This is a genomic window from Longicatena caecimuris (assembly GCF_004341945.1).
GTDB classification, from domain to species: domain Bacteria; phylum Bacillota_I; class Bacilli_A; order Erysipelotrichales; family Erysipelotrichaceae; genus Longicatena; species Longicatena caecimuris.
The window spans coordinates 1-25,192 of the sequence record NZ_SMBP01000013.1 but is presented as its reverse complement, the minus strand read 5'-3'; the positions used below and the strand labels follow the sequence as shown (position 1 = coordinate 25,192).

23 protein-coding genes and 1 tRNA gene are annotated in these 25,192 nt (G+C 36.1%); 4 read left to right on the top strand and 20 right to left on the bottom strand.

All coding sequences use genetic code 11. From position 1 onward, the window contains the following. Positions 1-10: 10 nt before the first annotated feature. From pheS to EDD61_RS08365, 7 genes are all read right to left on the bottom strand, one after another. Positions 11-1,054 carry a phenylalanine--tRNA ligase subunit alpha gene (gene pheS / locus EDD61_RS08395; protein ID WP_008687999.1) on the bottom strand — a complete coding sequence of 348 codons (1,044 nt, stop codon included), beginning with the start codon at positions 1,052-1,054 and terminating at the stop codon, positions 11-13. Positions 1,055-1,329: 275 nt separating this feature from the next. Beyond that, positions 1,330-3,450, bottom strand: a complete 2,121-nt coding sequence (feoB, locus tag EDD61_RS08390; protein ID WP_132224991.1) for a ferrous iron transport protein B — start codon at positions 3,448-3,450, stop codon at positions 1,330-1,332. Continuing rightward, a complete protein-coding gene (locus EDD61_RS08385; protein ID WP_008687996.1) occupies positions 3,440-3,682 on the bottom strand; it encodes a FeoA family protein in 243 nt (80 codons plus the stop codon). Before EDD61_RS08385 ends, feoB begins: the two co-directional genes overlap by 11 nt. A gap of 183 nt (positions 3,683-3,865) precedes the next feature. After that, entirely contained in the window at positions 3,866-4,984 is a 1,119-nt protein-coding gene (locus tag EDD61_RS08380) for an aldo/keto reductase (RefSeq protein WP_132224989.1), read from the bottom strand. Between the two features lie 64 nt (positions 4,985-5,048). Further along, positions 5,049-5,969 (bottom strand): homoserine O-acetyltransferase MetA, encoded by a 921-nt coding sequence (gene metA / locus EDD61_RS08375; protein WP_132224987.1) that lies wholly within the window; start codon positions 5,967-5,969, stop codon positions 5,049-5,051. An 11-nt stretch (positions 5,970-5,980) separates the two neighbouring features. Continuing rightward, positions 5,981-7,246: an O-acetylhomoserine aminocarboxypropyltransferase/cysteine synthase family protein gene (locus EDD61_RS08370; protein WP_008687992.1), complete on the bottom strand. Its 1,266-nt coding sequence runs from the start codon at positions 7,244-7,246 to the stop codon at positions 5,981-5,983. Between the two features lie 64 nt (positions 7,247-7,310). Then, entirely contained in the window at positions 7,311-8,279 is a 969-nt protein-coding gene (locus EDD61_RS08365) for a Gfo/Idh/MocA family protein (protein ID WP_132224985.1), read from the bottom strand. A 111-nt stretch (positions 8,280-8,390) separates the two neighbouring features. Between EDD61_RS08365 and EDD61_RS08360 the strand changes: the two genes are divergently transcribed. From EDD61_RS08360 to EDD61_RS08350, 3 genes are all read left to right on the top strand, one after another. After that, positions 8,391-9,068 carry a TIGR00266 family protein gene (locus EDD61_RS08360; protein WP_132224983.1) on the top strand — a complete coding sequence of 226 codons (678 nt, stop codon included), beginning with the start codon at positions 8,391-8,393 and terminating at the stop codon, positions 9,066-9,068. A 126-nt stretch (positions 9,069-9,194) separates the two neighbouring features. Further along, positions 9,195-9,268: transfer RNA gene (locus EDD61_RS08355), tRNA-Gly, on the top strand. Between the two features lie 127 nt (positions 9,269-9,395). After that, positions 9,396-9,692: a hypothetical protein gene (locus tag EDD61_RS08350; protein ID WP_117547522.1), complete on the top strand. Its 297-nt coding sequence runs from the start codon at positions 9,396-9,398 to the stop codon at positions 9,690-9,692. A gap of 42 nt (positions 9,693-9,734) precedes the next feature. On the opposite strand, the gene EDD61_RS08345 is transcribed toward EDD61_RS08350, so the two are convergent. Beyond that, positions 9,735-11,447 (bottom strand): oleate hydratase, encoded by a 1,713-nt coding sequence (locus EDD61_RS08345; RefSeq protein ID WP_117547521.1) that lies wholly within the window; start codon positions 11,445-11,447, stop codon positions 9,735-9,737. Between the two features lie 250 nt (positions 11,448-11,697). Between EDD61_RS08345 and EDD61_RS08340 the strand changes: the two genes are divergently transcribed. Continuing rightward, positions 11,698-12,378: a peptidoglycan-binding domain-containing protein gene (locus EDD61_RS08340; RefSeq protein ID WP_008687987.1), complete on the top strand. Its 681-nt coding sequence runs from the start codon at positions 11,698-11,700 to the stop codon at positions 12,376-12,378. A gap of 514 nt (positions 12,379-12,892) precedes the next feature. Here the strand turns inward: EDD61_RS08340 and EDD61_RS08335 are convergent. The 12 genes from EDD61_RS08335 to EDD61_RS08280 all read right to left on the bottom strand — a co-directional run bounded on the left by EDD61_RS08335 (position 12,893) and on the right by EDD61_RS08280 (position 25,071). Further along, positions 12,893-13,645 (bottom strand): DUF1828 domain-containing protein, encoded by a 753-nt coding sequence (locus EDD61_RS08335; protein WP_243642706.1) that lies wholly within the window; start codon positions 13,643-13,645, stop codon positions 12,893-12,895. Between the two features lie 37 nt (positions 13,646-13,682). Further along, positions 13,683-14,126 (bottom strand): DUF6978 family protein, encoded by a 444-nt coding sequence (locus EDD61_RS08330; RefSeq protein WP_132224979.1) that lies wholly within the window; start codon positions 14,124-14,126, stop codon positions 13,683-13,685. Positions 14,127-14,496: 370 nt separating this feature from the next. Next, the gene (locus tag EDD61_RS08325) at positions 14,497-15,555 is read right to left on the bottom strand and encodes a type IV pilus twitching motility protein PilT (RefSeq protein WP_132224977.1); all 1,059 of its coding nucleotides are present in this window, start codon (positions 15,553-15,555) and stop codon (positions 14,497-14,499) included. A gap of 8 nt (positions 15,556-15,563) precedes the next feature. Next, a complete protein-coding gene (locus EDD61_RS08320) occupies positions 15,564-17,237 on the bottom strand; it encodes a GspE/PulE family protein (protein WP_008687984.1) in 1,674 nt (557 codons plus the stop codon). A gap of 80 nt (positions 17,238-17,317) precedes the next feature. Beyond that, positions 17,318-18,739, bottom strand: coding sequence for a PulJ/GspJ family protein (locus tag EDD61_RS08315; protein ID WP_132224975.1), 1,422 nt, complete (start codon positions 18,737-18,739; stop codon positions 17,318-17,320). 24 nt (positions 18,740-18,763) lie between these two features. Then, positions 18,764-19,732: a pilus assembly FimT family protein gene (locus EDD61_RS08310; RefSeq protein ID WP_132224973.1), complete on the bottom strand. Its 969-nt coding sequence runs from the start codon at positions 19,730-19,732 to the stop codon at positions 18,764-18,766. 26 nt (positions 19,733-19,758) lie between these two features. Beyond that, positions 19,759-20,769, bottom strand: coding sequence for a hypothetical protein (locus EDD61_RS08305; protein ID WP_132224971.1), 1,011 nt, complete (start codon positions 20,767-20,769; stop codon positions 19,759-19,761). Positions 20,770-20,785: 16 nt separating this feature from the next. Then, complete coding sequence (locus tag EDD61_RS08300; RefSeq protein WP_132224969.1) at positions 20,786-21,412, bottom strand: hypothetical protein; 627 nt, start codon at positions 21,410-21,412, stop codon at positions 20,786-20,788. 10 nt (positions 21,413-21,422) lie between these two features. Next, positions 21,423-22,151 (bottom strand): GspL/Epsl periplasmic domain-containing protein, encoded by a 729-nt coding sequence (locus EDD61_RS08295; protein WP_117547516.1) that lies wholly within the window; start codon positions 22,149-22,151, stop codon positions 21,423-21,425. Positions 22,152-22,163: 12 nt separating this feature from the next. Then, positions 22,164-23,075, bottom strand: a complete 912-nt coding sequence (gene pilM / locus EDD61_RS08290; RefSeq protein WP_132224967.1) for a type IV pilus biogenesis protein PilM — start codon at positions 23,073-23,075, stop codon at positions 22,164-22,166. Between the two features lie 17 nt (positions 23,076-23,092). Next, a complete protein-coding gene (locus EDD61_RS08285; protein WP_008978525.1) occupies positions 23,093-24,286 on the bottom strand; it encodes a type II secretion system F family protein in 1,194 nt (397 codons plus the stop codon). 14 nt (positions 24,287-24,300) lie between these two features. Then, positions 24,301-25,071: a prepilin peptidase gene (locus EDD61_RS08280; RefSeq protein WP_008687975.1), complete on the bottom strand. Its 771-nt coding sequence runs from the start codon at positions 25,069-25,071 to the stop codon at positions 24,301-24,303. Positions 25,072-25,192 lie beyond the last annotated feature (121 nt).

Sequence of the window (25,192 nt, the reverse complement as noted above, 5' to 3'; positions counted from 1 at the left end):
CAACATCCTCCTACTCGAAACGATTAAATGTCTTCAAGAAGCGAAGATCATTTGTATAGAAATTACGTATATCCGTAATGCCATATTTCAGCATAGCTACACGTTCAATACCGACACCAAACGCAAAACCGCTGCATTTCTCAGGATCATACCCAGCCATACGTAGCACATTTGGATGCACCATGCCGGCACCTAAGATTTCAATCCAACCGGTTCCTTTACAAACCGGGCAGCCCTTGCCTCCACATACATGACAACTAACATCAACTTCCACGCTAGGTTCTGTAAACTGGAAATAGCTTGGACGGAAACGAATCGTACGGCTTTCACCGAACATTTTCTGTGCTAAGAATTCCAAGGTTCCCTTTAAATCAGATAAGGTGATGCCTTCTGCGACAACCAAACCTTCACACTGCATAAACTGATGAGAATGCGTTGCATCATCATCATCACGGCGATAGACCTTACCTGGGCAGATGACCTTGATTGGCAGATGGCAATTTTGTTTTGCATAGTATTCCAATTGGCGCATTTGTACGGCAGTCGTGTGGGTACGTAGCAATTCTTCTTCATTGATGTAGAAGGTATCCTGCATATCTCTGGCAGGGTGATCCTTTGGTATATTGGCACGTTCAAAGTTATAGAAGTCTTCTTCTACTTCCGGACCTTCAGCTACCGTATAGCCTAAACCAATAAACAAATCTTCAATTTCCTGCTGGATGAGCATCAAAGGATGTAAATTGCCCAGGTTCGGCTTTTGACCATCTAAAGTGATATCAATTTTTTCCTTTTCAATCTTTTCTTCCATTTCTTTGATTTCCAACACCTGCTTGCGTTCTTCTATCGCATCCGCAAACATTGTTTTGACCTCATTGACCTGTTGGCCAAAGGCAGGGCGTTCTTCCTTAGGAAGATCTTTCATTGATTTCATAACTTCCTGAATCGGACCTTTTTTACCAAGATACAATACACGTAATTCTTGCAGATCATGCAAACTTTCACAGGCTGCAATCTTAGCAAGGCCTTCTTCTTTGATACTTGTAAGCTTTTCCATACTTTCATTCCTTTCTGCTTATAAAAAAAGCCGCAAGCTACAGGAACCCATGCGTATGGGCGGTACCATCCTGTTTCATCTTGCGACACACTTACTTACAATACACAGATAACCGCTGTGTGATACGGGGGATCATTACTCCCACTCCTAGGTGAATTCATAAAGGCTTTTCACAAAAAGACTTTCAGCTGGTGTCTTTTCTCTCTGGGTGAAGGCATTTTACTACTAGTCCTCATCAACGTATTCTTTATTATTATAAAGAACTTATGCTGAAATTACAAGGGGAAAATCAGAAGAATCAGATGTGCAACAGCATTCACACTCATACACAACAGGATTCCTAATATTGTAGGAATCAGAAATGCCAGCCATGTCCATTTCCAGCTTTGCGTTTCTTTATGAATAGTCAATAATGTGGTAGCACATGGAAAATGCACAAGGGAGAACAGCAGCGTACAAATGGCAGTGATCCATGTCCAACCATGATCAACAAATAAACTCTTAAGTAAGGTCAGATTACTTAGATCATTCATAGAACCACTTGCCATATAAGCCATAATCATAATAGGTACGACAATCTCATTTGCTGGAAATCCTAATAAGAATGCTAATAGAATTACCCCATCCAATCCCATCAATTTCGCAAAAGGATCTAGAAAACCGGAGACATATGCTAAGATCGTAATTCCCTGCACCTCCACGTTGGCGAACAACCAAATGATGATGCCGGCTGGTAACGCCACACTGATGGCCCTTCCCAAAACAAATAAAGTACGATCAAAGATAGAACGAAGGATGACCTTACCAAACTGTGGGCGGCGATATGGCGGTAGTTCCAGAGAAAAACTAGAAGGTATACCCTTTAATAAGGTTTTCGATAAGAATTTTGATACCAAAAAGGTCAAAAAGATACCAAACAAGATGACAAGAGTCAGCAGGAGCGTAGCAAATAAACCATTCCACGGTGCTGCAAACATACCGGCAAAAAACATGGTGATAATACTGATAAGCGTAGGAAAACGTCCATTGCACGGCACAAAGACATTCGTCAAAATAGCAATCAAACGCTCTCTAGGGCTATCAATAATGCGAGCACCGCTAACCCCAACTGCATTGCATCCAAAGCCCATTGCCATAGTCAATGCCTGTTTTCCACACGTACAAGCCTTTTGAAAAAAGCCATCCAGATTAAAGGCAATACGCGGAAGATAGCCAAAGTCTTCTAATAAGGTGAATAAGGGAAAGAAAATAGCCATAGGTGGCAACATGACGGCAATGACCCATCCTGCTGTCTTTACCATACCATCCACGAATAAACCTTCTAGCAGTTTTGCCACATGCAGCTGCTCACAAGCCTGATGTAGCCATGCTTCCAATTGAACAAAGAAGGCACTTAGATAAGCACTTGGAACATTGGCACCGGCAATTGTGATCCAAAAAATCAATGCCAATAACACGATCATACACAAAAAGCCCCACACCTTATGCGTAACGATACGATCCATACGCATATCCTTTTCTAAATAGGATCCATCCTCAATCTTGACACACTGATCACAGATCATCTTCGCTTTTTTTTGTAAGGCATTCACTATGATATCCTCAAATTGTTCATAGCAGCCACTTCTTTTTAGATGTTCCTGTTCCTGTCTGACCATAGTCTGAACTTCCTCTTTATTCGTCAAGACGGCATAAAATTTTTCGTCCTCTACTTGCGGATCAAGTAATTTTAATGCCAGAAAATGATGATTCCATCCAGGCGCATGAATAGTCTGTGCCAGTCTTTCGATTGCCTGTTGCAATTGTGCATCATAAGACAGTACACACCACTCACGCAGTGGTTTTTGAGCTGTTTTTTCAATGGCTTCCTTTAAGCTGCGAAATCCTTTTCCATTACGAGCACTCATGCCAACGACTTCAACCTGTAATAAGTTAGCTAATTTATCAAGATCCAGATGGATGTGTTTCTTTTCGGCTTCATCCATCAAATTAACAATTACTACAACACGATTCGTAATTTCCATGGTTTGTAAGACTAAATTCATATTGCGTTCTAACATCGTCGCATCACAAACGACCAGACAGACATCACATTTTTCAAAACAAACGAAATTGCGTGCTACCTCTTCCTCACTAGAATGTGCTAAAAGTGAATAAGTGCCAGGAAGATCGATCATTTCATGAATGCAATCATGATGTGTAAAAGTGCCACTAGCCAGTTCAACAGTTTTACCAGGCCAATTCCCCGTATGCTGTTTCATGCCTGTCAAACCATTAAACACTGTACTTTTTCCGACATTTGGATTTCCCAACAAGGCAATTGTATAGCCCTTTGTTTCTTTTTCATATAATTCATTAATTTCCTCATTCATCTGCATTAATTTCTCAAACAGCACGAAACTCCCCCTTTTCGCGAACTTCGATGTTCTTTTCATCGCTCGCACGCAAAGCAATCTTACCACCTTTTACAATATATGCCCGCATACCTTTGGAGGGTGAGGAAAGAATAGGTTCTACGATATTACCCACAACAAAGCCCAGATCCATCAGCCGGCGTTTCATATGTGCCTCATGATGTAATGCTATGATTTCCACCTGTGTAAGCAAAGGCACCTCCTGTAATGTCATCCTTAAACACCTCCTATGTTAGTATATTGAACCTGGTAAAAATAGCTGATGGCAAATACCTAGACATAGAATAAGATATGTGTACAAATGCAGCTAGGTTGTATAACTTAAGACAAAAACATAGAGAATTCGTATATAATAAAAAAGATATCTGCAAGAGATGTTTGCAAATATCTTATCGGTTTATAAATTAGTTAATTCCTCATCTAAACATTTTAGATCCTTACGAATAGTTAAGGCTTGCGGACATAGCGTTTCACACTTTCCACATTGTTGACAATGACTAGCTTTTTCTTCTTCCTTCATACTAGTATACGCATCTTTGGTTTTTTGTACAAAGGCATATTTAGCATACTCATTCCACAATTTGAAATTTTTAGGAATATCTACACCGAAAGGGCAAGGCATACAATAACTACATCCGGTACAGCCATTGCGGGTACGCTCTTTGATCTTCTTCGCTGCTCTTTCAACCAACTGACGTTCTTCCTCTTGCAATGGTGTGAATTGCTCGAAGGTGGAAAGATTATCCAAGACCTGTTCCATGCTTGACATGCCACTTAAGACAACCTTCACATTTGGTTTGCTGGCAACCCAACGCAATGCCCAAGAAGAAATGCTTTTTTCTGGAGCGTATGCCTTCATTTCGGCAGCGATATCTTCTGGTAAATAAGATAATGAACCACCCTTGATTGGTTCCATAATGACCATTGGAATCCCTAGCTGCTCAGCTAAAGCATAGCCACGATCTCCGGCCTGTACATCCGTATCTACATAATTATATTGAATCTGACAAAAATCCCAAGCACGATAAGTTAGAATTTCTTCAAAGACCTCATAACTATCATGAAAAGAAAAACCAAAATTGCGAATCTTTCCTGCTTGCATTAATTCCTCACAATAGCTCACAATACCTAATTGTTTTGCCTTTTCCCATTTTGCTTTGTCTAAGGCATGTAACAAATAAAAGTCAACATAGTCTACATCTAAACGCGCAAGCTGTTTCTCAAACATTACCTTTGCATCATCTAAAGAAGTAAGATCCCATAAAGGAAGTTTGGTTGTCAGGTAAAAACTATCACGTGGATATTTTTTCAGCACCCTGCCCACAAAAGGTTCACTATCACCATGATGGTAAGGAAAAGCCGTATCAATATACGTCACTCCATGGGCAATGGCTGTATCCAACATTTTCGTTGCTTGTTTCTCATCAATGCTGCCATCCTTGTTCGTTGGAAAACGCATACAGCCAAATCCTAATAAAGATGGTGTATATCCATGTTTCATCTCTCTATATTCCATGTGAAAATACCTCCTACTTTTTTTATCATTATACTATGAAATTTTAAAAGAAAACAGGACTATTTCATCCTGTTGTCAATTCCTTTAGGTCAAATGGTGTCATTTGGTATACATAATTCAGCCAGTTGCGATAAAGCAAGTTGGCATGGGCACGCCATTTAAAAAGCGGTTCTTTGCTAGGATCATCTTCAGGAAAATAATTATATGGAATCTGAATTTCTTTGCCCTGGTTCAGATCACGGAAATACTCCTGTGCTAAGGTATCCTTTCCATATTCTAAATGCCCCATAATGAAGATACGGCGAAAATCACGTGTAGCAATAATATTAGAGCCTGTTGTATTAGAGCGTGATAAAACTTCCAGTTCCTTGACCTCTGCTAAAGCTTCTTCATCAATCGCTGTATGGCGAGAATGCGGTGTCATATGTACCTCATCAAAGCCATTGGTCAAAAAGTTATATTCATCACACAAGAGCTGCGGGAAGATACCAAATACTTTATGTGGAAGTAAATGCTTTTGGATCCCATAATGATAATATAAGCCTGCCTGCGCACCCCAACAGATATGCACGGTGGAATAAACATGGGATTTGCTCCATTCCATGATCGTACAAAGCTCTTGCCAATAATCCACATCTTCATATTCTAAATGTTCTACCGGTGCTCCGGTAATGATAAGACCATCGTAATGATTTTCCTTCAACATGGAAAAATCATCATAAAATTTCAATAGATGATCGGCACTGGTATTCTTAGAAACATGGTTACTGACCTTCATAAAGTCAATATCTACCTGTAAAGGTGATTTACTGATCAAACGCAAGATCTGCGTTTCTGTTTCAATCTTTTTCGGCATCAGATTTAAAATAGCAATGCGCAATGGACGAATATCTTGTTTTCGGGCAACATCCTCTTCTAAGGCAAAGATTTTTTCACTTTCCAAAATCTCCTTAGCAGGCAATCCATTTGGTATATTAATTGGCATACCAAATCACCCTAAATTTGCGCAAAGGCCTGTTTCAGATCATCTAAGATATCTTCCACATTTTCAATACCGCATGATAAACGTATCAAGCCTGGGGTAATACCGCAATTTACCAACTGTTCATCACTTAACTGACGATGTGTTGAGCTTGCCGGATGCAAGACACAGGTACGAATATCGGCTACATGGACTTCCAAAGAAGCGAGTTGTAAATGATCGATAAAGGCAGCGGCGCGCTCCCTTCCCCCTTTAATGGAAAAGGAAATAACTCCACAACAGCCATTTGGCAGATATTTCTGTGCCAAAGTATAGTATTTAGAACTTTTTAAGCCTGGATAGTTTACAAATTCAACAGCTTCCTGACTTTCTAAATATGCAGCCACTTTCTGGGCATTTGCACAATGACGCTCCATGCGCAAAGCCAGTGTTTCTAAGCCTAGGTTTAATAGGAAAGCAGAATGGGCAGCTGGATAGCAACCTAAATCACGCATCAGCTGTACGCGTGCTTTGGTAATATAAGCAGCCTTACCAAAGCTTTCGGTATAAACAATACCATGATAAGATTCATCCGGTGTGCTTAAGCCAGGAAATTTTCCATTATCCCAAGGAAAGTTCCCACTATCTACGATCACACCGCCTACCTGCAAGGCATGTCCATCCATATATTTTGTCGTTGAATGGATTACGATATCGGCACCCCATGCAAATGGACGGCACAAAATCGGTGTAGCAAATGTATTATCAATTAATAAAGGTACATCATGGGCATGTGCTAGTTTGGCAAACTTTTCAATGTCCAACACATTCATGGCCGGATTCGCCATGATCTCACCAAAAACGGCCTTGGTATTCGGACGAAAAGCAGCTTCAATTTCGGCTGGCTGTGCATCCGGGTCAACAAAGGTAACTTCAATGCCAAACTTCTTCAAAGTAATGGCAAATAAATTCACCGTTCCGCCATAAATCGTTGAAGAAGAAATCACATGATCTCCGCTTTCCAACAAATTCATCAAAGCTATGAAAGAAGCACTCTGTCCACTTGTTGTACATAGTGCACCGATACCGCCTTCCAATGCGGCAATCTTTTTTTCTACTGCATCTACAGTAGGATTGGAAATACGTGAATACATATGCCCTTCTGCTGTTAGATCAAATAATTGTCCTACAAAATCAGTTGAATCATATTTATATGTCGTACTTTGATAAATGGGCAATACACGTGGTTCCCCATTCTTTGGTTCATACCCTGCATGTAAGCATTTTGTTTCTATTTTCATAAACACTCCTCCAATTTTCATATGTTTAATTTTACTATCATTTCTTTCATTATTCAATCTATTTTTATTTCACTCCTACACAGGTTCTTCCTTTGATCTGATCCAATACCCGCATGACCTCCATACTGGCTGCCTGTGACATTAGCGGACTTTCCAATAGTCCTTGTTCCATGCAATCTACAGCATGTTCGATTTCCGGTGTAAAATCACTCTCCATACAAACTTGAATCTTCTCTTGCCCATCCTCTTTCACAAGAAGTGCCTCGGTGTTCTTCCAAAAATTTTCACAAACGATATAGCCGTTATCTCCATATAAAAACCCCTTATTTTCAACTGTCATATTCCAACAGCTGCGAATACTAGCCATGATGCCATTTTCATATTGCAATAAACATTGCATAAAATCATCATATCCTTTTTGCGTAAGATGGACCATATCTTTGCAGGACACAAGTCTGCTATTGGCAAAAAAGTTTGCATAAACCAATGGGTATACACCGACATCATAACTACAGCCACCATCTTCTTGACGATAGCCCCAAAAATCATCCGGCATATTTTCCTTACCAAGATCATAACCATAACTTGCCTCAATATAGCTCAATTGCCCGATTGCTCCATCCTGTATCATTTGTTGAATGGTCTGATTTAAAGGAGTAAAAATCGTTTTTTCTGCCTCCATTAAAAAACATCCTTGTTTTTTCGCAAAGGCAAAACACTCCACTACTTGCTCATGATTAGCAACAAATGGTTTTTCACATACTACATGCTTATGATGCTGTAAGCATGCCATGATATGTGTATAATGCAAATAATTAGGGGTACAGATATACACCATATCTACCTGAGGATCATGCAGCATTCCCTCATAGCTCCCATAGGCTTTGGGGCAAGGATGTTGTTTTTGAAAATCTTGAGCGTGTGCGATATTTCGCGATGCTACCGCATATAGCTGTGCATTGTGTGCATAGGCAATCCCCTTTGCAACACGATGTGAAATCTTTCCTAATCCCATGATACCGATATTTTTCATAGACGTTACCTTCCTTTTCCTTTATTGTAACGCAAGGAGATACAACTCGTAAAGAAGTCATTTTCATATGTTTGATTCTTTGTTATAATGAAAAAAAAGGAGGCTTTTAAAATGGAATATGAAATCGAAGGCGGGCAATTACCGGTTGTTGTTTGTCATTTACAAAAAGATGAAAAAGTATTTACCGAATCCGGTGGCATGTGCTGGATGGATGATGGATTTGAAATGTATGCGAATACACGTGGTGGTTTACTAAAAGGATTAGGCCGAGCTATGGCTGGTGAATCTATTTTCTTAACAACCTATACTGCCGGCAACGATAATAGTGAGATTGCCTTTGGCTCTAGTTTCCCCGGTAAGATCTTACCCATTACCTTAGGTGATGGAGAATGCATCATCATTCAGAAAACAGCCTTTCTAGCTGCGGAAGACAGTGTCACCCTGCAACCATTCTTCCGTAAGCGTTTAGGAGCCGGTTTCTTTGGCGGAGAAGGTTTTATCCTGCAAAAACTGATAGGACCGGGAACTGCCTTCTTAGAAATTGATGGTGATATTGTCGAGAAGGAGTTACAACCAGGACAGCTGTTAAAGATCGATCAAGGCTATATCGCGATGTTTGAAGAGCATGTGGATTTTGATATCACAACAGTAAAAGGTTTAAAAAATAAGTTTTTAAGTGGTGAAGGTTTCTTCTTGGCAACCTGTAAAGGTCCGGGCAAAGTATGGTTACAAACCATGCCATTCTCTGTCTTAGCTGATCGTATCATCGATATTGTACCACACCAATAAACCATGCTTCCTTTCAAAGCCATCTATCCGGATGGCTTTTTCTTTTGCGAATATAGATGGCTCTTTTTTACAAAAAGGTATTGTCAAATTCACAAAAATATTGTATATTATTAACGCAATCAAGATGCGGGTGTAGTTCAATGGTAGAACTTCAGCCTTCCAAGCTGACTACGTGAGTTCGATTCTCATCACCCGCTCCATTAAGAACGATAAGCGATGATTCCTATCATCGTTTTTATTTTGTACTTTCATCATATTTCTTTTGCTTCATCGATTTCATCATAGTATTTTACCCTTATTTGCGATACAATAGGCATGGTGATAAAGATGAAAAGAAAACAGACTTGGTTTTATATAGGCGTTGGTGTTGTCCTATTGTTACTAATCTATATGATTGGTGTAGGTGCCAATGGGAAAGCTTTGGCTGCCCGCCAAAAAGTTTTTACCTTTCATAAAGGTGAAGTCTTGCCAAAGAAAGCAACTTATTATGTAAAAGGCATCACCAATCCCAAAAAAGTAGAAATGGACATGTCCCAAGTCAACACAGATAAAACCGGCAACTATATCCTACATATCAAACAATCTTCACATACCTATGATGTAAAGATTCAAATCATTGCATGAGAAAACACCGATGAAGGGTAGCTTCACCGGTGTCTTTTTTTATTAACGCAACATTGTTTTTGCTGCTACTGCTAATACTTTGGGATTTCTATTGTATGGTGTTACCGGACATATCTTCTTATCAATGCCTAACAACGTATACACAGCAATACGTGCTGCACGGACGCTGTATTCTTCAGTAAAGACCATATCCTCTGGAATCTCAACAAACTGAGAAATCATCGCAAAGTTTGTAGAACCTTCAGGCACAACCAGTGGACGATCAGATTTCGCACGTGGTTGGAATTGGGAATCAATGTATGGCATCATGCAAGGAATGACATTCACTACAGTTTCAAGAATATCCTTCGTATCCTTTTCAAAATGCAGATGTCCTAATAACTCAAGCAACAGTTCTTCTCCTGTACATTCCCGCATAGGTTTTTTAACATAATCTCCGATTGCCTTGGTATAGAGACCATAGCCCCAGAAAATCGTGGTATCCGCATCTTGCGCTTTAAAATGCGGTTGTGCGGCAACTACAATGCTCATCAGCCAGCTAGAGTCTTTAAATGTCATTAACGCTCCGCTGCCTGGGATATTCCCTGAGAATTGCTCAATCATCTTTAACAGCTTATTACCTTTCATCGTGACTGTGAAACTTTCCCAATTTGTTTCCTCAGGTTTGCCAAAGAATGGTGTTGGATCACCTAGTGAAGGTTTCTTTTCAGCAACCTTACGCCATAATTCTCCACTCATAGGGGCATCCGGGGTAAACGCTGGAGCGTGATGATAGTCGCCTAAAGTAGCATTATCAGTCATACAGCCATTGGTCATGATACAAATATCTTCTTCATTTAGATGAATGGTACGCTCTTTGCCATTTTCATTGAGATGAATGTCAGTAACTGTAATGGCATCCTCTTTAAAATCAATATCCTTCACAACTGCCTTGATGCTAAAATCAACACCAAAGCCATCCAAATATGCCTTTAAAGGAAGAATAACGGATTCATATTGGTTATATGGTGTACGTGTAACACCTTCTAAGGTTTCAATACGTGGGAATTCTAAGATCATGCGGTTCATGTACCGGCGGAATTCAAATGCGCTTGACCATTTCTGGAAAGCGAATGTTGTCTGCCACATATACCAGAAATTCGTTGTAAAAAAATGAGGACTGTTCGCAAACCATTCTTCAATGGTCACATTATCCAATTTTTCCTCAGGGGTTGCCAGAAGTTTTGTCATCAACACCCGATCAGTGTTGTTGAACTGCATGCTGGTAACATCCTGAATTACTCCATAGCGATCTATTAAACGTGCTTGTGCATGCGTAGGATGCAAATGATCAAAGTTTAAAATTTCTTCTGTAACGCTTTTCCCTTTCCAATCGAGAGATGGAATCGTTGAGAATAAATCCCAGAAATTTTCATAAGTTTCTTCATTCAACATTCTACCGCCACGACAAACAAAACCGTTTTGCATATTGCCGGCACCATCATTACTGCCGCCAAGGATCGGTAAACCTTCTATGATATGAATATTTTCTCCATGAAATCCACCATCCTGCAGTAAATAGGCAGCTGCTGCCATCGTTGCCAAACCTCCACCAATTAAGTAAGCTTGGCGCTCTCCTTCACGTCCTGATGAAACTTTACAACGAGCAGTTTCCCTATTTCTTTCTTGCATACGTTTTACAACGCCTGCGGCTACACCGGCGCCGGCTGCCACACTTGTTGCGATAATGAGTTTTTTTACATTTTCCTGTTTCATAATGATATTCCTCTCTTCTGTATGTTTATCTACAATTTAAGTATAGTCATTTCCATTTGGAAAGTATCTATACATATATGTTTTTTTGTATGATTTGTTTATGATACTTAAATATAGCAAGTTCAGAAATCACCAATATCTGCATAAGCTAATATTTTTGCTTTGTAACTGTTTTCAAGGAAGTTTGTGGATTTACCCCATACCATTTGTCCAGAAATTTCATAAAGTGGAAAGAAAGGAGGTTCTTCATGTGGCAAAAGTTATCGTTTATGATGTATATAGCGAAGCTTTAGAAGTTTTTGATTTGAGTGAAAATGACACTATGCCATATGTGTATGGTGATACCATGCGGGTAAGTGAGTTCCGTGGTTCTTCACGTTCTAATGTTTTATGGACGACGAATGCTGCCATGGAATCCTGGAACGCGACAAGACGATCTTATGGCGCTCCCATTCCCTTTCGTTATGCCTTTAAACGTATATGGGAAGGCGGGCATGGCAGACAGTCCCAGCATTATGCAGGGGTATCCTTTGATGTCGGTCAGGCGTTGTCGCAAACACAGCGAAATCGGATATGGAATGTCGCAAAGAATCTAGGTGTTTGGGTATATGTAGAGCCTATTTCAATGACACCGACATGGGTTCATTTCGATAAACGTTATGGCACTCCTGCGTGCAGTGCTGGTTATCCTACCCTGCGACAAGGCAGTCGAGGTGTGTATGTGCTCATTTTACAAGATGCTTTAAATGCTTTAGGTTATAGCACACAAACATTGGATGGCGCCTTTGGAAGTAATACTCGCGCCGCTCTTATCGCTTACCAACGTAATAATGGATTAACAGCAGATGGCATAAGTGGTTGCGGAACATGGACACGTCTTGTGAATGAAGTAGTAGGTATTGGCAGAACACCTACAGTTATTGATCCATAATAGAAAAATCTTTATAAAAACACATCTATCCTAATAGTTTCTCTTATTTCTTTTATAGCACACCTATAGCACACCGAAAACAAAAAAGATGGGTGTGCTTTTTGTATGTTTTAAATTCTTTAACCAACAAAAAAGGCACTCTAAAATAGTGTGTTAGTGTGCCAAATGTTTAAACTTTAGTGTTGCTGTTTTTTACCATTTCTAAGTTTTTGTGTAGATACCTCTAGTAAGGTATCTATTCCAAATAATATCTTTGTATTATGACGAAAAGTTTAGTAATATACATTCTCAAAATATTCATAGAATCTGACAATTTACAATGGTATAAATAACTTTTCATGTTTGATAAAAAATGCATTATCTCTGAATCATCATGTTTATTGTTTAACCAGTAGTTATACGATACTGAAAAAAAGAGATGGTAAAACTAGATATATTTTTTTATTAGAGTAAAAATGCTGTTCTTATTCAATAGAATAATTACTATATTTCCTTTTGAATAACTAAACTTTTATTAATTTGTAAATAAATCTAAGCTTTCTTCTATATTACTCCAGTATATTGGATTTATATTTAAGTTTTTAAAACCGTCAATAACACCTTTGTCTATTGGATTTTTATCATTTATAATGACAAACATTTGCTCATTTTCGTCTCGCAATGCTGCAGTATCATCCCATCCAAATGAGGTGGCAATGCAATTTGTTTTCGAAGCCTTATTCACTATATTAACCCAACGTGTGGGTTTTAATTTAGTGCGTTGGAATGACATATCAAAGCAAAATGGGAACCCTGATTTACCGACTAAAGAAACATTTTCCGTAAAATACAATTCTTTTTTCAAAAAATATTCTTTTACATCTTCACTGAAAAAATTGGCAACATTTTCTCTAGATGTATAACACAAATCATCTACTTTAACAATGCATTGTAATATAGCATCAAGTTTCGCTCCAAAATCATCTCTACTAGTTCTTGCAAATATTTCATCCTCTTCTAATTTCATCCCAAATTGTGCACATATTTTTTCTATTAAAATAATTCTCTTTTCTGAAAAAGAAAGTCCTCCAGCTCTTAAATTACTTATAGTATATGAATCATCAGTTATGGTTATTTCATCACCATTAATACTTATGTAAACCTGTATATAATCATTAAAATGATCCAAAAAAGGAGTCGTAATTTCATGAAAACCATTTATTTCTTTTACTTTAATATTATTTTTTATAAAATTATAATAATCGTTTATTAATTCGTTGATATTCACAAATACCACCTCCTTCATAATAAGTATACTTCATAATTTAATTAAATAAAACTGCTTGTTCAACAATCGTAGGATATTCAATTACATTAAACTTTTTTAGGAAAGCTACACAATTAGCAACTAAAGATGGATCATTTATATCAAATCTAATAGCATAAGGTATGTTATTATTAGTATTATAATTATCTTTAAAAATATGAAGATGAGGTCCTTGAATTCTTTCGCCGTTAGGGTTTTTATGCTCCACATTTCCTATATCCAAACGCAACAAATTAATTCCAGTATTTTTATCACGTACTATATATGTACATTTATTACTAATTCGAACCTTCCTATTAATAATAAAGAAGAACTTGAATCTAGGATTGTCTATACCTTGTATTTCATATTCTTTATCATATCCGATATTAGGAATTTCGAACTTTTTTGCTAACAATTTTTTTAAAATTGTAATCAATTCTTCAGCTTCACTAGTCGTCATATTTCAATCTCCTTTCATCACTTATTTTGAAAATTTACTCTCTAGCACTTAAGCAACACAATTACCCAAGTCCTCTTTCTTGGACTATTATTAGTTATTATAATATAATTTATTTAAATTTTTTTCAATATATCAACTTCATTTTTGAGAAAATTTCGCAAAATCATTTCCACTTATATGCTTTTAACTATGTAAAATAATATTTTCTCAACCTCCTTTCCCTACATAGGTCCACTTTAAAAACACATCTATCCTAATAGTTTCTCTAATTTCTTTTATAGCACACCGAAAACAAAAAGGACGGATCTGCTTTTTGTTTTTATATCTACATCTGTAAATTCTTACAGCAACAAAAAAAGCACATGATTTCTCACATGCCTAAATACTGACGTAATTCTTTTGCATCATCACTATATTTCTCCGCAATATCCAACCCAATTTTCTGTGTACGCACAAGCTTAGCTAACGCAAAATTCAATGTCTGCATGCCATCTTTTGCCCCTGTTTGAATCTGCGAATTGATCTGATGTACCTTATTATCACGAATCATACTGCTAATCGCATCATTTCCAACCATGATTTCCAAAGCAGCTACTCTGCCTTTTCCATCTAGTGTTGGAAGTAATTGCTGTGTGATTACCGCACGTAAGATTCCTGATATTTGCATACGGATCTGTTCCTGTTTATGAGGAGGAAACACATCAATGATCCGATCAATTGTTTTAGCTGCACCAATCGTATGTAAGGTGGAAAATACTAAATGTCCAGTTTCCGCCAAAGTAACTACTGCTGCTATCGTTTCATAATCACGCATTTCTCCAACTAAAATAACATCCGGATCTTCACGCATTGCACTGCGTAATGCCGTATCAAAGGAATCAACATCACATCCGATTTCACGTTGATGAATCAAAGCTTTCGAGCGTTCATATAAATACTCTACTGGATCCTCAATCGTTAAGATATGACAATCTCTACGCTCATTGATATACTGCATGATAGCTGCCAATGTGGTAGATTTCCCACTTCCGGTAGGACCTGTCACAAGTACCAAACCACGTGGTTCCATTGCTAAGTTTTTAAGAACATCCGGCAGCATCAATTCCTCTAAGGAACGAATACGATTATCAATAATACGAATAGCCGCTGCTAACTTATCTTGTTGTCGATATACATTCACACGTTGACGTTCATGCATTTGATCAACATACGTAAAGTCAATATCTTTTCCCTGTTTCAACTGTTCCATTTGCAAATCATTCAACATGGATAAGATCATTTCTGTTGTTTGTGCATTATCAAACTGTTTAGGAAATTCAATCAGCTTTCCATTTTTACGAATCATTGCCGGACCATCTACATTCAAATGTAAATCACTGCATCCATTCTCACGCGCATATTGCAAAGCTTCTTCAAGTAATTGATTCATAAAGCCTCCTAATCAGAGTATACACTGATTTTACGTAATTCATCAATCGTTGTTAAACCATCTTTCACAAGCTGTATTGTTTCTTCACGCAGCGTTCTTAAATTTTGACTTTTTTTCACATAAGCATAAATATCATCAATATCTTTATGACTGGATATCATACGTCGCATTTCTTTATCAATCAAAATAATTTCATGCACTGCGGTTCTGCCTTTATACCCTGTCTGGTTGCATTGATGACATCCTGCTCCACGATACATATATTCGACATCTTCACCAAGTTCTTCACGTTCAAGCGCCGTTGTTCGTATCTTTTCTTTACAATGTGGACAGATTGTTCTAACCAAACGCTGTGAAACACTACCAATTAAAGAATTGGCTACCATATACGGCTCTACCCCCATATCCTGCAAACGAACAATCGTACTAATTGCATCATTGGTATGTAAAGAGCTTAATACCAAGTGTCCGGTGATTGCTGCTCTGACAGATATAGAAGCGGTTTCTCCATCACGTGTTTCACCAACCATGATAATATCGGGATCCTGTCGCAATAATGCACGCAATCCCTTTTCAAAGGTCAAGCCTGCCGCATTATTAATCTGCATCTGATTGACACGTTCAATGTTTTTCTCCACAGGATCTTCGATCGTTGAAATATTTACCTGACGTTTTGCCAAAGTTTCCAAAATCATATATAACGTCGTTGTTTTCCCGCTTCCGGTAGGCCCGGTTAAGTATATGATACCATGCGGCATTTCCATCATCTTGCGCATCTTTTGATAATTTTCTAAATTCATACCATATTGAGTATCATTCAGAATTGGCGTATTGCTATTTAAAAAACGTAAAACGGCCTTTTCTCCATACACTGTAGGAATAACAGATACACGAAGGTTCATCTTCGTACCTTCTAAGGTCGTAACAAAATGACCATCCTGAGGAACACGTTTTTCAGCAATATCCATATTTGCCATGATCTTGATACGCACAATAAGAGATTGATGTAGATTCTTTGCCAGCTGAACATAATCAATGATCATTCCATCAATACGCATACGTACCATGGTTTTATCTTCAAATGGTTCAATATGAATATCACTTGCATTTGCATTATACCCTCTTGTCAGCAAAGAGCTAAACAGTTTAACAACCGGTGTATCATCTTCTTCAGAATTAAATAATTCACTTTCATCAAATTCAAAAGAAACAACATTTTCATTTGCCACACTGGCAGCTTCACGTGCCTTGATTTCCGCATAATAATAATCAATCGCTCGTAGAATTTCTTTCTTTTCACTTAAGCATATAGCAAGATTCATACCTGTAACTAATCGTACATCTTCAATACCATAGAAATTCAATGGATCACTGGTAACCACCGTTAAGCGTCCATTATTCTCAGAAATCGCAATCAGATCATACTTTAATGCTAAAGTCTTTGGAATCTTTGCTACGGCATCGACTTCGATTTCTACATTGTTCATATCAACCAATGGTTCATTTAACTTATCACTCAATGCTTTTAACATCTGTTTTTCGCTGATAAAGCCTAAATCAATCAAATGCTGACCTAAACGTTTTGATCGATCTTTCTTCTGCTCGGCAAGTGCTGTTTGAAGTTGTTCTTCAGAGATATAACCATATTCTTTTAACACTTCACCTATTGGTATATTTTTCATAAGAGTGCGTCCTCCTTTTTATGATAATGATTACTTCTTCTACATTTAGGTGGGAAGTAATGAGTAGGTTATAAAATAATTTATAACCATGAAGTTCTACATGATGGAGTGGTAATTGAAACATCATCAATATCAATTAATTTCCACACTGCAGGAACAAGACTAGGATGATGTGTTGTTGTCGTATTTTCTGTAAGTAATTGATAATATTTTCCATCTGTATCTTTAACTATATCTCCTTTAAAATACGTACTGTATTCATCAAAATCCTCGCTGATCTTTTTCCAATATTTCTGACTATTTATTGTACCTGGTGGTAATTGATGAGCATGTCCCCAGTTGATTTCTTCATTACTAATACAGCGATATAACTGTCCATTATATTTTACATATTCTCCTGGATATAGTTTATTTCCACTATCCCATTCCAAAACATTACTTGGGCAACGTTCATATTCACTTGCTACCGTTTTACTGCTGTTATCTGTAGGAGTATCTTCAATAATTTTACATTTTAATGGCTGTATATCTTCCTTTTTGATAGGTTCCCATACATCTCGATGGTCTGGATTATAAATTTGACCTCTGTGAGCAGGATTATAATCAATAATTTTTCTATAATAAAACTTCGTATTTATTGGAAATTCAACAACATCGCCTTTTTCATAAGAGCTTGTAACTTGCCAGCCTGTCATAATAGCTTTCCATTGCCCTTTATCATTCGTATGTGGATCAGAATCATCATTTTCGACATCTACTATTGCCCTATACCAAGTACCTTTAAATTCAACAAAAGTTCCTTTTTTATAAGTTCCCCTTGCTACCCACTGAGTTGCGGTATTTAATTCATTCTTACAAGCGATTTCCCCTCCAACAGTTCCATCATAATCTGTATCATCCGGTTCTTCTTCACCACCGCCACTAGATTCTTTATTTTCAAATTCACCATTGCGGTAATAAATAATATGGTCTGTCAAATTTTTTGTTTCCGCCTGTAGAGGATTTGCATTTTTATTATGTTCCATATTCAAAAGTTCTAATGTTGTTGAAGTTTTATATACTTCTTTTTTCTCGCTATCGTTATTCTTATAATAAATGAATTTCAAATCAAGTCGATTTTCATTAAAACCCTTAGCACTTATTTCTAATATTCGTCTATTATAAAAATCATCATTATATGCTTCACTATCTGTTGCGTCAACATGACCGAGCATTAATCTACCATCTTTGACATAAAGCCATTTCCAATCATTTCCCTCAGGTCTTTCTTCATTACTTTTTAAAACCTTTACATCACTTGCATATAACAGCTGATCTCTTACGAAATCCGCCAATAGATCTAAAGATTGTTTATCCGCATCTGTTGTGGCAGCTTTATTAAAATACCCTAGAGAGTTCAAAATTAAAGAACCAGCAATCATCATAACTAAAGAAGAAATAAGCAAAGTCACAATGATTTCCATTAAAGTAAAGCCTTTATTATTAAGTTTTTTTGACTTCATAGTTATTTCTCCTTCCTAACGTCATCATGAATTTACTGAAATCCAACAATCATCAATATTTTCACCATCATAGTTCTCATCAGGATCTAAGACATACCAACCTGAATTTTGTTTCTTCACTTCTTTATGTATAAAATCCTGAAAATCATCATACCTTTGTTCTGTTGCCCCATTTACAGATATATAAGTGTCATGATAATAAGCGCCACTAAACATCTTATCATCATAAACAATCGCAACTGTAATATTGGAAGGCTTACAATACCATTTATTATCTAAATAATTATAAATAATTGAAATATTATCGACATTTAATTCATAAGGAGAATATTCATAATATTTATTAGTTGTCGATAAATATATCAACTTTTCATTACTACAATTTGTTGATATCGTCTTATTTTCCCAAGCATAAAACGCATTTATATAAAATGATTGGCTTTTATATTCAGAAGGCAATAGTTCATTTGGAAATGGTTGAATTTGATAAGTATCTTTTAAATTTTTAAAAACATGATCATTATAGCCATCTCTTTTACAAGTACTTTGATTTAATCCACAACTCTTTGTTTCACTATCATTTAATGTAGCATATAGATCATTTCCTATATTTACACTATCTTTATATACATCAAAATCCTTTAACGGAGTGGTGCTCTGTTTAATTTTAGTGATTGCTTTTAAAACGATATCTGCACCGTTTGTACCTGTATACTCATTATAGGTAGCTTGTACTTCTATATCATCAACACCATTATCAGCATGCAATATATAAGAGGCATCTTGATCTTTTTTATTCACCTTTACTTTATCTTTAACTTCTTGATTGCCTTCGATAAAGGAAAACATCTCATTGCTAGCTGTTTTAACTTTAGCAGCTTTGCCCATTCGTTGAATAACACCATTGAACCCTGCCGCAATCGTTATAGAGGAAATAGACAGAATCAAGATAGCGACAATCATTTCAATTAATGTAACACCTTTATTGTTCATACCTATAACCTCCTTCTCATTTTAAGCTATTTGTCTGCTATATTTTCTTCTACAAAGCTACTTACTAAATTATCATATATAATTCTTCTATTTTCGGGAGTCCCACTATTCAATTGTGCCATGCTAAGATAATCATTATTCCCCCATTGATTTACTCTAAAATACCAGTGTTGCGTAATTGGATCAAAAACTAAAATTGGTTTCCAATCAGAAACAGCACCACTTTCCGTTGCCGTTGCATAGATGAAACAGACAGGCTCGCCATCTACTACACCAAACATTACATGAGCATATAATTGCGAACCAGCTAATGATTTTGGCAAGTTAAACTCATCCATATTCAACTTTGGTGAAGAGCCATTCATAAGCACTTGATAAATATAAATTCGTAATTTATCGTTATTAAATGTTAATCCATCTGTTACGCTTATACCATGTTTCTTATACTCTTCTTGCATTGCCGCTTTATCACCATTCTTAAAATAAGTGAAAATTGTATCAATAGAATCATATGTATCCTTACCTGTTTGAATATTATATGGTAATTGAACTTCTTTACTGCCTTCATAATATTTAATCAATGTCCAATTTTTATTTGATTCAGTTACAAGTCTTTTTAAATCCGCACTTATGGTACATGTCTTACTAGCATAAGTTACAGTTCCACTAATCGTTAAAAAGACATATTCAACATCATCTACCGTTTTAGTAGAAACACTCAATGTCAATAATTTTAATTTACCTAATGCTTCTGGGAATGTATGTTTACCATTCACCACGTCATTGATCGTCGTAGTCACACTATTTGTACCATCTGGAATTAACTTTATATAATCTGAATTTTTATTCAGAATATTTTCTGTAACATTTGTCACAACACTCTTAGCAGAAAGATAGGCCTGCCTTTCTATATTCTTTTCAACTGAGCGATTATAGTAAGAATATGCAATCGTCATTGAGGCTGCAATAACAATCTCAAGAACCATAACGACAACAATTGCCCATAATAAAGCTGAGCCTTTTTTATTGTCTTTCATATTCTCACCTCCTACTTTATGACAGCATAAATAATTTAAAAGTTACCATCATGCTATTTGATTTTTCATCTTTTGAAATGACACTATTGTAATTCACGCTTGCCACTTTTAAAGATTTCATTTTATTCGCATCATTTATCATATTCTGCAAATTTAAGACAGTTCCATCTACGCTTAATGAAATGTTATACACTTTGAGGATGTTTTTCTTTTTTTCTTTTGTACCGTCCTCATTTTTATTTTCATCTTTTTTCTCAATGGCTTTTAAACTTTCCTTATAATTAAGAATTTCTTCTTCACTAACATCTGTAATACTCAAGCTTGTTGGTTCTAAATAATGATCCATAGCTAATTTCGTGATTATTTTATCAACATCTTCTTTTTTCAGATTGTCATAAAATTTTGCCTTTATCGCTTTTAACTCTTTGCTAGCCTCTTTTATTTCTTTATCAAGATCATCATATCGTGGAATAGATGCTTTTGTACTAATCAATTCCATTTCTGCAGTATCTTTTTTTGCTTGCAAAACCGTATGTTTTTCCATCGCTGGCATAATTAAATAAAAGAATCCACCTACAACGATGATGATACATAATAATATATACAACAATACTTTTTCACGTTTTGTTAATGTCTGTTTCATGTTTCATCACCTACTTCAATGTGCACAGAATAGTCGCAGTATAAACTTTCTGTGTTTCTGGTTGTTGTTTAATTGTTTCTTGTTGTTGTGTCTTATTCAAATTTTCTAAAAGTTCCATCAATGCCTGAGCATCACTTACATTCTTATTCGTCTGTTTATTATCTGTAGCGTCTTGCTTTTTACTTACAGTATCATTGTTTGCAAGTATTTTTTCATTCTGTACATATCCAGAATAATTAACCATCGCAAATAAATCGGTATTTTTTAACCTTCTCACAAATTGTTCCGTGGAGTTTACATTCGTGCCTTCGATTTGCAGGGTAACAATTTGCGATTCTCTTGTATAATTAAAGCTAGTAACAGTAATATCTACATCACTTGCCAATAAAATTTTATCAAAAGTATCCTGACTAAGTTCCGGATAGGATTGAATATCTTTTTTAAATTTTTTATAAGCAGCAATATCTCTTTTTACTGTTTGTAAGGAATTATAGCGTTCTAGGTTAGGATCATTCGCGATTTGTTCTTGTATTTTTGTAGTTTGTTGCTTTAAATCTTCTGTTTCATTTTCTAATTGATGATTTGATAACGTAAAGTAAATAAATAAAGCTAAAACTACGATCAGCATACCTGATGGTAATGCCGCATACTTTAAAGCCCCTGTATATTTAGGTGTTTCTTTTTTCTGCTTATAAGCAGAAAGCAAATCAATATCTTTCTTACTAAGCTTACTTGCCATTTCAGGTACACCTCACTTTCTAATCAGACATCCGACAGTAAATACATAATCGTGTAACTGAAATGCCTTTTCTCTACTTTTATCTGTTATGTATATAATTTTTGAATTGGGAAATTCTTTTGCTTCAATATCAAGATTTTCCCTTATATTCTTAAATACCTTTTGTTCTTCTTCATCATCTAAGCCACAAAAATAAGCCGTTTCAATAGTATACTGACTCCGTTTCGATTTGCTGAATTGTATTAATTGTGAGATATTACTATTCATTTCCATAATAAATTCATAAGTTCCTCGATCAGAAAATAAACGTGTACGATTTGAAAAGGTATAATGGTTATTCTCAAATAAATAACTGGATACATTATTTCCATCAATAACAGATATCACATAGGTTTTATCCGCCATATCAACTAATTCATTTGTTAACTTTTGCAATGCGTTTACAGAAATATCAATCCCTTTTAAAGTGATTTCTGCATTTTCAAACAGTTCTATATAAGAAGCTAACAGTTTTCGCTCAATCGCGCAACATAAAATTTCTCCACCTTTTCTGCCATCTTCATATTTGGGACGTAACACACAGTAATCATATACCAAATCTTCATAACTGCCTTCAATATCTGATAATTCATCTCTTGTGATTTGCAGTAATTCTTTCTTTTTTAAAATAGGTACATCTACATTTTTGGTAAGAATCTGTCCGCTGTCTATCAACAATCTGGCAGTCGTTATCCCATTACTTCTCATTTCCTTTAAGATTTCCAAAATAGGGGTATCATCCGTGATAACACCATTAATCATAGCACCTTCTGCTAACGGATATTCGCGGAAAGCATCCACTTTGATCATATCTTCTTTATCATTAGAGCCGCTGATTAGCTGTACTCCATGTGAAGATATATAAATAACATTTTCCTTTCCCATGCTACTTCCTCCCATCTTTATCCAATTGTTGGATTCTGATACATTTGATAGATTGGTAATAATACTGATAACATAACACATAATACGATAAGTGCTAAAAAGATAATCATAATTGGTTCTAGCATAGCAACCATTTTTTGTGTTGCCATTTCTGCCTCATAGTCAAAATCATCTGCTAATGATGATAGCATATCCTCTAGCTTACCGCTCTCTTCGCCAATATAGATAGAACTTGCTAATTTTGCATCAAAACCATCAATTTTTTGAATACTTTGAGATAAAGAAGTGCCATTACGTACCATGCGAATAACTTGATCAAATTGTGATTCTATATATTTATTTCCAATATTATCTTTTACGATCATTAAGCCATTAATAATAGATATCCCACTTGTATATAAGGAACACATATTTCTGGCAAATCTTGATGTATAAATCGTTCCTAATAATTTACCTAATTTAGGAAATTTCAATTTCATTTGATCCACTTTGTATCGTATTTTTTCAACACGCAACATACCTGCAATCAAAGCCACCATACACAACACACCAATAAGCATCCAATACCAATAAGCAAGCATTGCTTCACTGATTGCATTTACAATTTTGGTGATCATAGGAAGTTCCATACCATTAAAGACCTTAGAGAAACTTGGAATGATAAAGGTGAATACTCCAATTACAACAAAAATCGTAACACATATCAGAATAATAGGATAAATCATCGCATTACGTACTTTACCTTTTATTCGATTATCTTTTTCATATTGTAAAGCCATCGTCATCGCAACACGTTCCATTTGACCGCTGGTTTCACCAGTTCGATACATATTAATCATTAATTCTGGAAAAGCTTTTCCTTGCTCTTCCATAGCATATGATAATGTCATACCCTGTTGCAGCTTTCGATAGATATCTGTATAAATAGCTTTGATTTTAGGATTTTTTTGTCTCTGCACTAAGATTGAAATCGCACGTATTAAACTTACTCCAGAGCCTATCATCGTTCCTAATTGACGTGAGAAATCTGATAATTCCTTCAATTTTAGTTTATAAGTGTTTTTTTCAATATTCGTAACATCTTTACATTCTATTAAAAATTTGCCGTCACTACGCAGAAAAGCGGCAAGCTCTTTACGATCATTTGCCTCCATCTTGCCGGTTATTTTTTTTGCATCCATATCTTTTGCAGTATATTTAAACGTAGCCATGATCGTCACCTCGTTTATTTTAAACCAAACATAGATAAATACGTATGTATGATAAATTCACTATACATTAATGATACCACAATTCCAAAGCATAAATAAGGACCAAACGCAATATGTGCGCCTTTTTGTGTTTTTTTAGTTATCAATAACCAACTTGCATAACAGCCACAAGTTAAAACACCAATAAATGCTCCTAAAAGTATGCCTTTCCATCCAATCATAAAACCTGAAACAGCCAATAATTTAATATCCCCACCGCCAAAGCAATCAGGAATCATTAAAGTTAAAAGATACATTGGTAAGGATACGATAAAAAAGCCAATACCTCTTTCAAGCAACGTGATTTCAGGATGTAAAATAGTCATCAGAACAGCCGGTACTACCAATGCGATAATAAGACCGTTTGGAATAGTCATCGTATCAAAATCAATCATTGTTATTGCCAAAAAAATCATGATAACAGAGAAGATGATAAGGGTATCCCATGTGAATTGATAACGATGAAAGCAAAAGATTGCTACACCACCACCAAGAAATTCTATGATCGTATCTCGCATGGGAATTTTAACACCACAATAACGACATTTCCCTTTCAAAAGGAGATAACTGAAAATAGGAAATAAATCATACCACGCTAATGTATGATGACAATTGGGGCAATATGATCTACCCTTTGCCACAGACAAACCTTGAGGTACGCGCCAAATCACGACGTTGATAAAGCTGGCAATACATATACCGATTAAGAATGCATATACGTAAAATATGATAAGTATCTTTTCCAACTTTATCCCTTCCTTTCTATAAAGTGAAAGAGGCTGTAACGAATAAGAAATAGCCTCACAAATAAAAATACGTCAAACTCATAAGAGAATGGCGTATTTTTTTGGTATAATTTAACTATGG